15 protein-coding genes and 1 pseudogene are annotated in these 13,757 nt (G+C 74.7%); 5 read left to right on the top strand and 11 right to left on the bottom strand.

Features of this window, described 5'->3' with window-relative positions; translation table 11 throughout:
- Together R7226_RS29020 and R7226_RS29015 are read right to left on the bottom strand one after the other, a co-directional pair.
- Positions 1 to 717, bottom strand: a 717-nt coding sequence (locus R7226_RS29020) for an NAD(P)/FAD-dependent oxidoreductase (RefSeq protein ID WP_318600963.1), incomplete at its 3' end; no start/stop codon positions are given.
- Entirely contained in the window at positions 714 to 1,190 is a 477-nt protein-coding gene (locus R7226_RS29015; protein ID WP_318600962.1) for an Lrp/AsnC family transcriptional regulator, read from the bottom strand. The genes R7226_RS29020 and R7226_RS29015, both read right to left, overlap by 4 nt.
- A 122-nt stretch (positions 1,191 to 1,312) precedes the next feature.
- On the opposite strand from R7226_RS29015, the gene R7226_RS29010 reads away from it, so the two are divergent.
- Positions 1,313 to 1,558 carry a DUF2630 family protein gene (locus tag R7226_RS29010; RefSeq protein ID WP_318600961.1) on the top strand — a complete coding sequence of 82 codons (246 nt, stop codon included), beginning with the start codon at positions 1,313 to 1,315 and terminating at the stop codon, positions 1,556 to 1,558.
- Here R7226_RS29010 and R7226_RS29005 read toward each other — a convergent pair whose 3' ends face one another.
- From R7226_RS29005 to R7226_RS28970, 8 genes are read right to left on the bottom strand one after another with little or no spacing between them, the layout of a single operon-like run.
- Positions 1,559 to 2,971 carry an amidase gene (locus tag R7226_RS29005; RefSeq protein ID WP_318600960.1) on the bottom strand — a complete coding sequence of 471 codons (1,413 nt, stop codon included), beginning with the start codon at positions 2,969 to 2,971 and terminating at the stop codon, positions 1,559 to 1,561.
- Positions 2,968 to 3,732 carry an ATP-binding cassette domain-containing protein gene (locus R7226_RS29000; RefSeq protein ID WP_318600959.1) on the bottom strand — a complete coding sequence of 255 codons (765 nt, stop codon included), beginning with the start codon at positions 3,730 to 3,732 and terminating at the stop codon, positions 2,968 to 2,970. The genes R7226_RS29005 and R7226_RS29000 overlap by 4 nt, the downstream gene beginning before the upstream one ends.
- Positions 3,726 to 4,703: an ABC transporter ATP-binding protein gene (locus R7226_RS28995; protein WP_318600958.1), complete on the bottom strand. Its 978-nt coding sequence runs from the start codon at positions 4,701 to 4,703 to the stop codon at positions 3,726 to 3,728. Before R7226_RS28995 ends, R7226_RS29000 begins: the two co-directional genes overlap by 7 nt.
- Positions 4,700 to 5,602: an ABC transporter permease gene (locus R7226_RS28990; protein WP_318600957.1), complete on the bottom strand. Its 903-nt coding sequence runs from the start codon at positions 5,600 to 5,602 to the stop codon at positions 4,700 to 4,702. The genes R7226_RS28995 and R7226_RS28990 overlap by 4 nt, the downstream gene beginning before the upstream one ends.
- Positions 5,599 to 6,573, bottom strand: a complete 975-nt coding sequence (locus R7226_RS28985) for an ABC transporter permease (protein ID WP_318600956.1) — start codon at positions 6,571 to 6,573, stop codon at positions 5,599 to 5,601. The genes R7226_RS28990 and R7226_RS28985 overlap by 4 nt, the downstream gene beginning before the upstream one ends.
- An 11-nt stretch (positions 6,574 to 6,584) precedes the next feature.
- Positions 6,585 to 8,204 carry an ABC transporter substrate-binding protein gene (locus R7226_RS28980; protein WP_318600955.1) on the bottom strand — a complete coding sequence of 540 codons (1,620 nt, stop codon included), beginning with the start codon at positions 8,202 to 8,204 and terminating at the stop codon, positions 6,585 to 6,587.
- Positions 8,205 to 8,219: 15 nt separating this feature from the next.
- Positions 8,220 to 9,329 (bottom strand): C45 family peptidase, encoded by a 1,110-nt coding sequence (locus R7226_RS28975; RefSeq protein ID WP_318600954.1) that lies wholly within the window; start codon positions 9,327 to 9,329, stop codon positions 8,220 to 8,222.
- A complete protein-coding gene (locus R7226_RS28970) occupies positions 9,326 to 10,330 on the bottom strand; it encodes an aminopeptidase (protein WP_318600953.1) in 1,005 nt (334 codons plus the stop codon). Before R7226_RS28970 ends, R7226_RS28975 begins: the two co-directional genes overlap by 4 nt.
- A gap of 77 nt (positions 10,331 to 10,407) precedes the next feature.
- Between R7226_RS28970 and R7226_RS28965 the strand changes: the two genes are divergently transcribed.
- The 4 genes from R7226_RS28965 to R7226_RS28950 are packed head-to-tail and all read left to right on the top strand — an operon-like array spanning position 10,408 to position 13,276.
- Positions 10,408 to 11,079 (top strand): GntR family transcriptional regulator, encoded by a 672-nt coding sequence (locus tag R7226_RS28965; protein WP_318600952.1) that lies wholly within the window; start codon positions 10,408 to 10,410, stop codon positions 11,077 to 11,079.
- On the top strand, positions 11,076 to 12,200 hold the full coding sequence (locus R7226_RS28960; RefSeq protein ID WP_318600951.1) for a mandelate racemase/muconate lactonizing enzyme family protein: 1,125 nt from the start codon (positions 11,076 to 11,078) through the stop codon (positions 12,198 to 12,200). The genes R7226_RS28965 and R7226_RS28960 overlap by 4 nt, the downstream gene beginning before the upstream one ends.
- Positions 12,201 to 12,227: 27 nt before the next feature.
- Positions 12,228 to 12,797 (top strand): TetR/AcrR family transcriptional regulator, encoded by a 570-nt coding sequence (locus R7226_RS28955; RefSeq protein ID WP_318600950.1) that lies wholly within the window; start codon positions 12,228 to 12,230, stop codon positions 12,795 to 12,797.
- The gene (locus tag R7226_RS28950; protein ID WP_318600949.1) at positions 12,794 to 13,276 is read left to right on the top strand and encodes an SRPBCC family protein; all 483 of its coding nucleotides are present in this window, start codon (positions 12,794 to 12,796) and stop codon (positions 13,274 to 13,276) included. Before R7226_RS28955 ends, R7226_RS28950 begins: the two co-directional genes overlap by 4 nt.
- A 72-nt stretch (positions 13,277 to 13,348) precedes the next feature.
- Here R7226_RS28950 and R7226_RS28945 read toward each other — a convergent pair.
- Positions 13,349 to 13,757 (bottom strand): annotated as a pseudogene (locus R7226_RS28945) (hypothetical protein); the annotation flags it as partial.

The following is a 13,757-nucleotide window of genomic DNA, read 5'->3' as shown; positions in this document are numbered from 1 at the left end:
ACCCGCCGCGCCGCCCGGCCCGGCCGCGCCGCCGCCGCGCGCGCCGGAGCCCGCCGGCACGACCTCGCGCACCGTCGTCGACTCGCAGATCCGCACGCCGAGCCGCGCGACCGCCGCTGCCAGCCCCTGCACGAGCTTCGCCGGTTGGACCCGCGCGCAGTGCGGGCTCCAGGCGCCGGTCGAGCCGCCCGCGACCCGTATCCGCTCCGCCATCTCGGCCGCCGAGAGCGCGACCAGGTCGCCCGGCGCCTCGTAGCCCCACGCGCGCTCGTGCGCGACGAACTCGCGCAGCCGCGCCTCCTGCGCCGGACCGCGGGCGACCTGCACGACGCCGTGGTGGACGACGTCGGCGTCGATCGACTCGCGCGCGCAGACGGCCAGCACCTCGTCGATCGTCGCGCGCATCGCGCGCTGAATCGACAGCACGGCGTCGCGGCCGTGCTCGGCCGCCATCTGCTCGCGCGGCGCGGTGAAGTGGTCCGACAGCCAGCCGCCGTTGCGGCCGGAGGCGCCGAAGCCGCAGAACTCCTTCTCCAGCACGACGACGTTCAGCTCGGGCTGCGCGCGCTTGAGGTAGTAGGCGGTCCACAGCCCCGTGAAGCCGCCGCCGACGATGCAGACGTCAGCGCTCGCGTCGCCGTCGAGCGGCGCGCGCCGGGCCGGCAGCTCGGTGTTCGCGTACCAGAAGGAGACGCCGCCGTTGCGCGGCGCGCTCATCGCTCCGCCTCCGCCGCCGCGACCTCGCCGACGCCCCAGCCGTACGCCATCTTGTGCATCTCCAGGATCAGGAAGGACTCGGCGCCGACGACGCCGTCGATCGCGTGCAGACGCTGCGTCAGCAGCTCGCCGAAGTGGGCGCTGTCGCGGCAGATCACCTCGACGAAGACGTCGTAGCCCCCGGCGACCGAGGCGACGTACGAGGTCTCCGGCAGCGCGCTGACCGCGGCGCAGACGGCGTCGAGCGAGGCCGGCCGCACCTTCACGCCGATCATCGCCATCAGGTCGAAGCCGATCTTGAGCGGGTCGGCGATCCCGACCACCTGCAGGATCCCGGCCCGCTCGAGCCGCTGCGCGCGGTAGCGCACGACCGACTCCGAGACGCCGAGGTCGCTCGCGATCCTGCTGTACGGCCGGCGCCCGTCCGGCTGGAGCGCCGCGATCAGCCTGCGGTCGACGTCGTCGAGCCGCACAGGTTGCGGATTCTGCTCTGTATCCGTCGCGGTCTTGCGAACTCCTCGATCCATCCTGCATTAACTAGCGGGATCCGAGATCTGACGCAAGCAACCTGGTCCTGCGGGGTATCGTCAGCCACATGAACGACGAGCAGATCCAGCAGCAGATCGAGGCGCTCGAGGCGGAGCGGCTGAGAATCCGCGAGCGCGAGGGCGCCGCCGACCCGAACCTCGACGAGGACCGCGTCCGCCTGGAGGCGATCGGCGTCGAGCTCGATCGCCTCTGGGACCTCCAGCGCCAGCGCCGCGCGCTGCGCGACGCCGGCGGCGACCCCGACCAGGCGGTCGAGCGCCCGGCCTCGACCGTCGAGAGATACCTGCAGTAGCTACGCCGACGCCCGCTCCAGCAGCCGCGCCAGCCGCAGCACGAGATCGTCGCGGCCGAACGGCGCGGTCAGCTGGAGCCCGATCGGCAGGCCCTCCGCCGAGCGCCCCGCCGGGACCGAGATCGACGGCAGCCAGGCGGCGTTGGCGAGGCCGCTGAACGGCTCCGCCCCGGTCGCGGAGGCGTCGCGGCCGTCGATCTCGCGCACGTCGGGATGGTCGGCCGGGAAGGCTGTGCAGGCCGTCGTCGGCGTCGCCAGCACGTCGACCTCGGCGAACATCCCGGCGACGACGCGGTCGAGCTGCGCCCGCGCCCGCAGTGCCCCGTCGAGCAGCGCCAGCGTCGGCGTCCCGCGCGCCTCGATCCACTCCAGCACCTGGTGGCCGAGCTCCTCGGCGCGCTGCGGATAGAGCTGCTCGGCCTCCAGGTAGGAGCGCATCTCCGGGCAGCGCGGCCACGAGACCGCGCGCATGTCCGGCAGCTGCACGTCGAGCGCCTGCCAGCTCCCGCCGGCGAGCGCCGCAAGCCGCTTCGAGGCCGCCTCGGCGGTCACGCGCACCTCTTCCTGCACGAGCGCGCGGCCGAGGTCGGGCGACCAGCCGACCCGCACGCCGCCGACGTCCAGCGTCGCGGCCGCGACGCGCCAGGCAGCGGGCGCGTGCAGCTGGGAGGCGCGCTCGGGCGCATACGGCCCGGCGACCAGCTCGAGCAGCAGCGCCGTCTCCTCGACGGTGCGCGTCAGCACGCCCCAGCAGTGGTAGTCGGTCGCCTGGCCCGGTCCGATGCGGCGGTCGCCCGGGATCAGGCCGTGGCTCGGCTTCAGGCCGATCAGCCCGCAGAAGGCGGCGGGGCTGCGGATCGAGCCGCCGGCGTCGCTGCCGGTCGCGAACGGGACCATCCCGGCTGCGACCGCCGCGGCCGAACCGCCGCTGCTGCCACCCGGCGTCAGCCGCGGGTCCCACGGGTTGCGGGTGACGCCGTGGGCGCGGCTGTAGGTGGCCGCGCTGACGCCGAACTCGGGCGTCGCCGTCTTGCCGACCGGGATCGCCCCGGCGGCGCGCAGCCGCGCGACCAGCGGCGGCTCGCGCTCCGCCGGCGCGCCGTCCTTGAACAGCAGCGAGCCGAGCCCGGTGGGCATCCCGATGCAGTCGTCGAGGTCCTTGACGCCGAAGGGGACGCCGGCGAGCGGTCCGGGATCGCCGCCGGCCGCGAGCGTCGCGTCGACCGCGCGCGCGGCGGCGAGCGCACCGTCGGCGTCGACGTGGACGAAGGCGTTCAGCGCCGGATTGCGCTCCTCGATCGCTCGCAGCGACGCCTCGATGGCCGCGACCGCCGTCGTCTCGCCGCGGCGGATCGCCGCCGCCAGCGCCGTCGTCGTCGGCGCCGGCGGCAGCGCGTCGAACACCGCGCTCATGACGCCACCGCGCGGTCGAGCGTCGGGATCGCCGCCAGCAGCGCCTGCGTGTACGGGTGCTCGGGCGCGTCGTAGAGCGCCTGCGTCGGGCCCGACTCGACGATCGCGCCCGCGCGCATCACCGCGACGGATGAGGCCATGTAGCGCACCACCGAGAGATCATGGGAGATGTAGAGCAGCGCCAGCCCGAGCTCGCGCTGGAGCCTGCGGATCAGGTTCAGCACCGTCGCCTGGATCGAGACGTCGAGCGCCGCCGTCACCTCGTCGAGGATCAGCAGCTGCGGCCGCACCGCGAGCGCCCGCGCGAGCGCGACGCGCTGCAACTGCCCGCCGGAGAACTGATGCGGGTAGCGATCCGAGACGCCCGGCGGCAGGCCGACGAGGCCGAGCAGCCGCTCCGCCTCCGCGGCGGCGACGAGCCCAGGCGACGGCGGCGCGCAGCCGACCGCCTCGCGCACCGTCTGGCCGATCGTCATGCGCGGGTTGAGCGACAGCAGCGGGTTCTGGAAGACGAGCTGGACGGTCTGCCGCAGCCGCCGCGCGCGCTCGCCGCGGGCGCCGACGACGTCGACCCCGTCGACCGCGATCGCGCCGGAGCGAACCGGTGCCAGCCCGACGATCGCGCGTGCCGTCGTCGACTTGCCCGAGCCCGACTCGCCGACCAGCCCGAGCGTCTCGCCGGCGCCGACCTGCAGCGAGACGCCGTCGACCGCGACGCGACCGTTGGGGTAGGCGACGACGAGGTCCGAGACCGTCAGCACGAGCGCTCCTCCGCGCGCCAGCAGGCGGCCGCGTGACCGGCGCCGAGCGCGACCAGCGGCGGCCGCTCGGCGCAGCGCTCGACCGCGAGCGGGCAGCGCGGCGCGAAGGCGCAGCCGGGCGGCGGGGCGAGCGCGTCGGGCGGCGCGCCCGCGATCGTCGGCAGCTCGCGCCCGGCCTCCATCCCGAGGTCCGGGACGACCGCCATCAGCGCCTCCGCGTACGGATGGCCGGGCCGGCCGACGACCGCCGCGGCCGGGCCGGACTCGACGACCCGCCCCGCGTACATCACGACGATCCGGTTGCAGACCTGCGACAGCAGCGCGATGTTGTGGGAGACCATCAGCACGGCAACGCCCTGCTCGCGATTGAGCGTCCTCAGCAGCGTCATCACCTCGTCCTGCACGGTCACGTCGAGCGCCGTCGTCGGCTCGTCGGCGATGATCAGCGCCGGGTTGCCCATCAGCCCCATCGCGATCATCACGCGCTGGCGCTGACCGCCGGACAGCTCGTGCGGCCGCTGCCGCAGCCGCTGCGCCGGGCGGTCGATCCGCACCTGCTCGAGCCGCGTCGCGGCCAGCTCGCGCGCCTTGCGGCGCGGCAGCCGCTCGTGCGCGACGACGGCCTCGACCATCTGGCTGCCGATCCGCCGTGCCGGGTTGAGCGACGACGACGGGTCCTGGAAGACCATCGCCAGCCTCGTCCCGAGCAGGCTGTCGCGGCGACGCCGCGGCAGTGTCAGCAGGTCCTCGCCGGCGAAGCGCAGCGCGCTCGCCTCCATCCGCGCGCCCGGCGGCAGCAGCCCGCTGAGCGCGCGCGTCGTCAGCGTCTTGCCGCTGCCGGACTCGCCGACGATCCCGACGAAGTCGCCGGGCTCGACGCGCAGCGAGACGTCGCGCACGAGCGGCAGCTCGCCTGCCGGCGTCGAGATGTGGACGGTGAGGCCCTCGGCCTCCAGCACGGGTCCGGTCATGCGGCGGTCTCCAAGGCGTGGGCGCGACGCGCGCGGCGGCCGCGCCGGGCGGAGCGCGAGGCGGTCCAGACGAGCGGGTTGGCGGCGCGCGCGAGCGCGTCTCCGAGCAGCGACAGCGTCAGGCCGGCGAAGCCGATCATCGCGGCGGGCGCCAGCGCGGCGGCGGGGTTGGTGTAGAACTGGCGCGTGCCCTCGGTCAGCATCTGCCCCCAGTCGTACTGGGGCGGCTGGACGCCGAGGCCGAGGAAGCTGAGCGCCGAGATCGCCAGCAGGCCGGAGCCGAGCGAGGTGCAGAGGAAGACCGTCAGCCCCTCGGCGACGTTCGGCAGCAGGTAGCGGGTCGCGAGCCGGCGGCGGGGGACGCCGACGACGCGCGCGGCGGCGACGTACTCCTGCACGAGCACGCCGCGCGTCATCGTCATCGCCATCCGCGCGAAGGTCGCGACGAACGACAGCGCGACCGCGATCACGGTCCCGCGCGTGCCGACACCGACGACGGCCAGCACGACGATCGCCAGCAGCACGTCGCCGAAGCTGAGGCAGGTGTCGATCGCGGTCGTCGCGGCCGAGCGCAGCCAGCGCGCGCCGAAGCCGATCGCGACGCCGAGCGCGATCCCGATCACCGCCGCCGAGCCGACCGCAGCGAGGTCGAGCAGCAGCGCGAGGCGGGTCGCGACGAGCGTCCGCAGCAGGATGTCGCGGCCCAGCTCGTCGGTCCCGAGCCAGTGCTCGGCCGACGGCCCCTGCCCGGCGGCGGTGACGTCGAGCCTGTCGGCCTGGTCGCCCCACAGCAGCGGCGCGAAGATCGCCAGCCCGACCAGCAGCGCGACGCCGGCGAGCGCGAGCGCCCCGGTCGGCGTGCGCACCATCGTCGCGGTGACGCGGCGAACGGATCTCATGCGCCGGCCTCCAGCACGCGCGGGTCGGCGAGACCGAGCGCCAGGTCGACGAGCGCGTTCGCGACGACGACGATCGTCCCGATCAGCAGCGTGATCCCCTGCACGACCGGATAGTCCTGCACGAGCAGCGCCTGCACCAGCGCGCTGCCGATCCCCGGGCGCGCGAAGACCTGCTCGACGACGACGGCGCCGGAGACGAGCGCGGCGAGGATCACGCCGCTCAGCGTCAGCGCCGCCGTCAGCACGTTCGGCGCCACGTGGGCGCCGTAGAGGCGCAGCCGCGAGAGCCGCTTGGAGCGCGCCGCCGTCATGTACTCCTGCTCCAGCGCGCCGGCGGTCTCGACCCGCACCAGCCGCGCGACGTGCGCGGCCGGCGCGAGCGCGATCGCGACCGCCGGCAGGATCGCCGCGTCCCACGGCCCGGAGCCGGCGACCGGCAGCCATCTGAGCGTGACCGCGAAGACGAACGCGAGGAAGGTCGCCATCACGTAGTGCGGCAGCACGCCGAGCACGCCGGTCGTGGCGCTCCAGGCGGTCTCGCCCCAGCCGTGCCGGCCGCGCAGCGCGACGCCGGCGACGAGGCCGGCGGGGATCCCCACCAGCAGCACGATCGCCATCGCCAGCACGAGCAGCTGCAGCGTGCTGCCGAGCCGCTCGCCGATCACGGTCGTGACCGCCTCGCTCGTCTGGAACGAGCGGCCGAGGTCACCGTTGGCGAGATCGGAGAGGTAGCTGCCGAACTGGTGCGGCAGCGAGCCGTTGAGCCCGAGCTGCGCGTTCAGCTGCGCGACGGCGTCGGCGTCGGCGCGCAGGCCGAGGATGCGGCGGCCGGGGTCGCCGGGGATCAACCGCACGATCGCGAACGTCGCCACGACGAGCCCCGCGAGCACGACGACCATCCGCCCGGCCCGCCGCGCGGCGAAGCGCGCGACGGGCGAGGCGAGCGGTCCTGATGTCCGGATCGCAGACACGACGTGAACCGTCAGCCGGCGACCTGGAGCGTCTTCGAGTCGAGGTACCAGAACGACGCCTCGAAGCTGACGCCGCGGCCGAACCAGGCGATCACGTTGGCCTGGATCGGGTTCGCGTCGGCGTTCTCCATCAGCGCCTTCTGGCCTCTGCTCCAGAGCGCGCAGCGCTCCTCGCCGGTCGCGGCCGCGGCCGGCTCGACGATCGCCTCGAACTCCGCGTTTCTGACGTGCGCGAAGTTGATCGACTGCTCGAGCGGGCCGCTGAGCTGGTTGACGAGCAGCTCAGGCGCGCTCGTCGGCGAGTTGAGCTCGAAGACGACGGCGTCGAAGTTGCCGGCGTGCAGCGCGTCGTGCTGCGCCGGCTGACCGATGACCGTTCTCGTCTCGATCCCGAACTCCTTCCAGACCGACTGCACGAACGCCGGCCCGGAGTTCTGCGCGGCGCCGCCGAGCAGCGTCAGCGTCAGCGGCTTGCCGTCCTTGACCCAGGCGCCGCCCTCCTTCGCGTAGCCGGCCTCTCTCAGCAGCTGCTCGGCGAGCGCGGGATCGTGTCTCGGCGCGACGTCGCCGTCGGCCTCCGCGTAGCACTCCATCCCGGGCGTGATCAGCGTCGTTATCGGCTTGCCGAGGCCGACGCTGTACGCGGTCGTCGCCTCCTCGCGATCGATCAGCGCGTTGAGCGCGCGGCGCACGTTGACGTCGGCGCCGGGGTGACCCTCGCTCTCGTTGTAGAGCATCGCGTCGGCGCCGAGGCCGACGCCGGTGACCTCGGTGAAGCGGCCGCTGTCGCGCACGCGTCTGAAGTCCGGGGTCGCGATCGAGCCGGCCTGGATCTGGTCGGTCATCAGCAGGTTGGCGGTCGTCGTGCCGTTGGCGACGACGCGGTAGGTCAGCCGCTGCGGCATCTTGTCGAGCGCGATCCCCTGCGGCAGCGTTCTGCCGGCGTCGGCGCGCAGTCTCAGCACGTACTCGTTGCCGCGCGCGGAGCGCTCGAGCGCGTACGGGCCGGAGCCGGACGGTCTCAGCTCGAGCGCTCTCGTGTCCTCCAGGCCGGCGGGGCAGACGATCGCCGCGGCCGACTCCGCGAAGCCGTTGAGCAGGGACGCCCACGGCGCCTTGGTGGTGACGGTGACGGTCTGCGCGGCGTCGTCGGCGGCGATCGAGTCGACTCCTCTGGGTCCGAAGATCAGGCTCGCGTAGCCGTTCGGCGTTCTCGGGTCCGAGGCGTATCTGAGCGAGGCGGCGACGGCGGCGGCGTCGAGCGCGTCGCCGTCGGCGCAGGTGACGCCGTCACGGATGTGGAAGGTGAATCTGCGCGCGTCTCTGCTGACCTCCCATCTCGTCGCGAGCTGCGGCTCGAGTCTGCCGCTGCCGTCGAGCGACTGCCGGACGAGCGTGTCGTAGAGCGCGGTGAAGAGCGTGTTGTCGGCCTGGCTGCCGCCGGCCGTGATCGGGTTGAAGGTGTTGATGTCGGTCGGCAGCGCGACCGTCACCGGCTCACTGGCGCCGCGGCTGACCGTCGCGCCGCCGGCGCCACCGGCGCCGCCACCACCGTCATCGCTGCTGCCGCAGGCCGCGAGCGCGAGCGTCGCGGCGCTCAGCAGCAGTCCACAGGTCACTCGTCCGTGCACCTGGTGCTCCGTTCTTCAGGGGTTGACATCGGTCGGCGCGGTCGCTGGTGACGGCTCCAGCGGCCGGGCGCCTGTTGCGTTTCCATGGGCGAAGTCGTCGAGCCCGAGCGCGAAGGCGGGCGCGCCGAGCGGCACCACCAGCGCCTCGCCCGCGGGCACGTCGGCGACGAACGTGCAGAGCGTCGCCGAGCTGTCCCCGCCGCTGCCGTCGCGATGGACGCCCGCGGGCACCGGCGCGCCGGCCAGCAGCGCCAGCAGCCACTCGCGCGCCGGGCGCCGCGGCAGCTCCAGCGCGGCGAGCGCGGCGGCGCGGCCGCGGCTCTCCGCGCTGGGCCGGTCGGCGACCTCGTCGAGCAGCAGCAGGTGGTTGGTGTGCCACGTCAGCGGTGCGGCCGGCGCCTCGCGCGCGCGACCGGCGGCCGCCTCGACCAGCAGCCGCTCGCCGCCGCGGGTGTCGGCGAAGCTGTACGCGAAGCCGCCGGCGCTCGGCGTGCGCGCGAGGAAGGCGGCGGCGTCGGCGAGCGTGCGGCAGCTCGCCTGCAGGCTGCGCGCGACGAAGCCGCGCCCGCCGCACTCGGCCGGCGCCGGGATGTTGACGTTGTCGAGCCCCCACGCCAGCCCGTGCTCGTTGAGCGCGAAGGTGTTGCCGGGCAGGAAGCCGGGATACCACCACGAGGTCGAGACCGGGTCGTCGTCGAGCGCCAGCGTCAGCAGCGCGCAGCGGCCCGCGAGCGCCGGGTCGCCGTCCTCGTTGTGACCGAACAGCAGCCGCTCGCCGTCGCTCCACAGCACGTCCGTGCAGCCGAGCGGGTCGAGGCCGGCGTCGCCGCGCAGGTTGAGCAGCAGCAGCGACTCGAACGACACGCCGGCGCCGGCAGCGAGCTGCTCCAGCTCGGTCCACGCGAGCGGGTGGTCGCGCCGGCTGGCGGCGGCGATCGCGTCGAACCGCCGCGGCGCCGCAGCGCGCCGCCGGACCGTCAGCGGCAGGTCGGACATCGCTCCGGCCAGCGCCGCGATCTGCTCGGCGAAGCGGGCGCCGAGCTGCCGGAACGCCTGCTGACGGTCGCCGCGCGCGACCAGCCACGGCAACCCGCCGAGGTCGTGCTCGGTCAGCGTCGCGCTCATGCGCGGGCGGCCTCCGCCGGCTCCAGCTCGACGACTCCGTCGCGCACGAGCGTGATGCCGTCGAGCTCGACGGTGGGGTTGTAGAGCACCATGTCGATGTGCATGGGGCTCGCGACCGTGCCGCCGTAGAAGATGTTGTCACCGAGCGCGACGTGGACGTTGCCGCGCGCCTTCTTCTCCTCCTCGAAGAGGCCGTTGCGGCGGCAGGCGCCGTTGAGACCGATGCCGAACTCGGCGATGTTGGTGACGTGCGGGACCGTGTCGAGGATGTGGCGCATCGCGCGGCCCTGCGGGCCGCCGCCCTCGAAGCCGGTCACGACCCCGTTCTCGACGGTGAAGCGGAGCGGCTCGGCGGCGGTGCCGACGTGGGCGACCGGACCATCGACGACGAGCGTGCCGCGCGCCGTGCCCTCGTGCGGGCGCGACGAGACCTCGCCGTCGGAGAAGGCGGCCTCCATCCCCGGGCGGTCGGCGTAGCCGCACTCGATCACGACGTCCTCGCCGCTGACCTCGGCGACGAGGTCGGTGCCGGCCGGGGTCGTGATCCGCATCGTGCGGCCGCGCCGCCAGATGTCGCCGAGCCGCTCGCCCTCGGCGCGCAGCTCCGCGTAGTCGGCGAGCGCGCCGCCGCCGGTGAAGATCTCCAGCGGGCGCATCACCATCGAGATCGCGCGCAGGCTGCCGGCGTCGAGCAGCCGCTTGGTGGTCGCGGCGTAGGTCGGCGCGCCGGAGGTGCGCGTGAGGCCGAGCAGGCAGTCGGCCTCCTCCAGCGCGCGCTCGATCATCGCCGGCAGCTCGTTGTTGCGCAGCAGGCCGCGCGTCGGCATCTCCAGCACGACGTACTCGCCGCCCGCCGCGCTGACGCAGCCGGCGAGGGCACCGGTCAGCTGCGGCGGCGTGCCGGCGTCGGTGATCAGCGCGACGCGCTCCTCCGGCTGCAGCGCGAGCAGCTCGTCGACCACGCGGCGCGCGGTGGGGATGAGGTCGGCGAGCTCGTTCATTCGTAGGACGTTCCCTTGCAATTCGTAGGACGAAGTTGTTGCGAACCGTAAGGCGATTCCCTGGTAGTGTCAAGCGCATGTCAACGAGCAGCCACGAAGAGGGGTCCGCGGTCTCGACCGTGGTCGAGGCGATCACCGCTGACATCTCCGCGCGTCGCGTGCGCCCAGGGGAGCGGATCGTCGAAGCAGAGCTGGCCCGCCGGTTCGAGACCAGCCGCGGGCCGGTTCGCGAGGCGCTGCGCCACCTCGCGGCGCAGGGCCTGCTGGAGGAGCACGAGCGACGCGGCTGGGCCGTCCGCAGGATGTCGCGCGACGACGTGCGCGAGCTGTACCAGGTGCGCGAGGCGCTGGAGGGGCAGGCCGCCGCGCTCGCCGCCCACCACGTCGGCGACCCGGCCGTGCGCGCCCGCGCCGAGCAGCTGCGCGGGTGGCTGAAGGAGTTCGACGGCGACCTGCCGCGCTACGTCGAGGAGCTCAGAAGACGCGACCGCTTCCACGACGAGCTGGCCGAGCTGTCGCGCAACCGGCTGCTCCAGACGATGCTGCGCCAGCTGCGCCCGCTGACGCTCCAGCTCCAGTTCAGCGGCTTCATCTTCGCGACCCGCCCGGCCGACTCGATCGCCGAGCACGTCGAGATCCTTGACGCGATCCTCGCCGGCGACCACGAGCGCGCCGACCGCCTCACGCGCGTCCACATCCGCACCAGCCGCGACGTGCTGCTGGCACTGCCGGAGGACGTCTTCGCATGAGCCGGATCGCCGCGATCGAGGCGCGCACCGTCCTCTGCCCGCTGCCGCAGCCGCTGCGGCTCGCCTCGCGGACCGTCAACGCGCGCGCCTTCACGCTCGTCCGCGTCCACGACGACGACGGCGCCGTCGGCAGCGGCTTCACCTTCGCCGGCTACCGCAACAGCGACCTCGCGACGCGCGCGGTCGCGCTGCTGGCGCCGATCGCGCTCGGCCGGCCGGTCGACGCGACCGCCGGCCTGTGGGAGGCGATGGCGCACGCGACGCTGCTGGAAGGGCGCGCCGGCGCCGCGATGCGCGCGCTGAGCGCGATCGACGTCGCGCTGTGGGACCTGCGCGGCCGTCGCGCCGGCCTGCCGCTGCAGCGGCTGCTCGGCGCGGTCGAGCTGGAGTCGGTCCCCGGCTACCTCGCCGGCGGCTACTTCACCGACGGCGGCGAGGCCGCGCTGCTGGCCGAGGTCGACGAGCAGCTCGCGGCCGGCGCGACGACGGTCAAGGTCAAGATCGGCGCCGGCAGCGCCGCCGACGACGTCGCCCGCGTGCGCGCCGTGCGCCAGCGGGTCGGCGACGCGGTCGCGCTGATCGCGGACGCGAACGGGCGCTGGCGCTCGGTCGCCGAGGCGCTGCCGGTCGCCCGCGCGCTGGCGCGGCTCGACCTGCGCTACCTCGAGGATCCCTTCCCGCCCCAGCTCGTGCACCTCCACCGCGAGCTGTTCGCGGCCAGCGGTCTGCCGCTCGCGGCAGGCGAGGTGCTGTCGCACCCGGGCGAGCTGCGCGCGCTGGCGGCCGGCGGCGGCGTCGGCGTGCTGGTCGTCGACGCGACCGCCTGCGGCGGCGTCACGGGCTTCCAGCGGATCGCCGCCTACGCGGCGCTCGAAGGCGTCGGCCTCCACACCCACTGGTTCTCCGAGCTGCACGCGCCGCTCGCCGCGACGGTCGCCGGCGACACGCTCGTCGAGCACTTCGGCGACGACCGCGCGATGCCGTTCGCGCGACTGGTCGAGGGCGGCCCGCGCTGGGAGCGCGGGCGCCTGCTGCTGAGCGACGCGCCGGGCCACGGCCTCGCCTTCGACGAGCCCGCGGTCGAGCGCTTCGCGATCGAGCCGTGGGAGCGTTTGCAATAACGTAACGGTCGCGTTACGTTAAGCCGCGTGGCGCGACGACTCGACCCGAGCATCGACGACGCGATCGCGGCGGCGACGCTGGCGCTGCTGCGGCAGCGCGGCTTCGCCGCGATGACCGTCGAAGAGGTCGCGCGGGCCGCGGGCGTCGGCAAGCCGGCGATCTACCGCCGCCACCGCGACAAGGCGACGCTCGTCGCCGCCGTGATCGCGCGCCAGCTGGAGCCGCTGGAGGTGCCCGACCTCAGCGACACGCGCGCCGAGCTGTGGCGCGCGCTCTCGCGCGGGCTGCCCGCGGACGGGCCGGCGTACGTGCGCTTGATCGGCGGGCTGATCGGCGAGCAGGAGCGCCATCCAGAGCTGATCGACGCCTTCCGCGCGAGCGTGCTGGGCCCGCGCCGCGCCGCCGTGCGCGCGTTGATCGAGCGCGGCCAGGCGCGCGGCGACCTGCGCGCCGAGGTCGACCCGACGGTTGCGCTCGACGCGCTCGCCGGGCCGTTCCTGGCGCGCGTCTTCGCCGGCGAGAGCACGGGACCGCGCTGGCGCAGACGCGCCTTCGACCACTGGTGGACGACCGTCGAGGAGAGGACAGGACGATGATCGAGCTGACGATCGAGACCGAGATCGCGCGCCCGCCGGCCGCCGTCTTCGCTTTCGTGACCGATCCGGCGAAGCTGTCGAGCTGGCAGGTCAACACCGTCTCGGCGGAGGTCGAGGGCGGCGGGCCGCTGCGACTCGGCACACGGCTGCGCGAGGTCCACCGCGGACCGCGCGGCCGCGAGCTGGCCTCGCTGGTGGAGGTCTCCGCCTACGAGCCGCCGCGCCTGTTCGCGCTGCGGATCATCGAGGGCGCGCTGCCGATCGACGCGCGGATCGAGCTGGAGCCGCGCGCGGGCGGCGGCGGCGCGGCGGACGCCACCGCGCCCGGCGCGGCCGACGCCCCCGCCACCCGCATGCGCTTCACCGCGCACGGCCAGCCGCGCGGCGCGCTGCGGCTCGCCCAGCCGCTGCTGCGGCGCGTGCTGCGGCGGCAGTTCGCCGCCGACTGCGCGCGCCTGAAGCAGCGGCTGGAGGCCTGACGTCACGAGCACCGCCGATCTACTGCTGCTGAGCAGTAGTAGATGTGCGGTGCTCGCGACGAGCGCCGACTCCTACTTCGGCACCGTCCGCGTGACGCGCTGGAGCGCCGATCTGCGGCCGTCGCGCTCGGCCCACAGCGTCAGCCGCACGATGCGGCCGCGCAGCGCCGTTCTGCCGACCTTCGCCGGCAACGTCAGCGACGGCAGCCCGCCGCGCACGTTGCGGCGCAGCACGGTGCCGAGCGTCACGAGGCGGACGCATCTCGCCCCGCGCGCCCCGCGTGGCGCCGGCGCCACGCAGCGGCCGCCGGCTCGGCGGCCGGCGCGCCGCTCGACGACCTCGATCCGCACGTTCGCGGTCCGGTCGAGCCGCAGGCCGAGCGTGAGCGCGCCCTTGCGGCCGCGCGCGCTCAGCAGCTCCAGCTTCGGCGCGGCCGCTCTCGCCGCCGGCGCTCTCGGCTGCGGCGCGGGCGCGGGTGCC

It is taken from the genome of Conexibacter stalactiti (genome assembly GCF_033542075.1).
In the GTDB taxonomy this organism is placed as follows: domain Bacteria; phylum Actinomycetota; class Thermoleophilia; order Solirubrobacterales; family Solirubrobacteraceae; genus Conexibacter; species Conexibacter stalactiti.
Note: the sequence above shows the minus strand (reverse complement) of the source record. Positions and strands in the feature narration are given on the sequence as shown.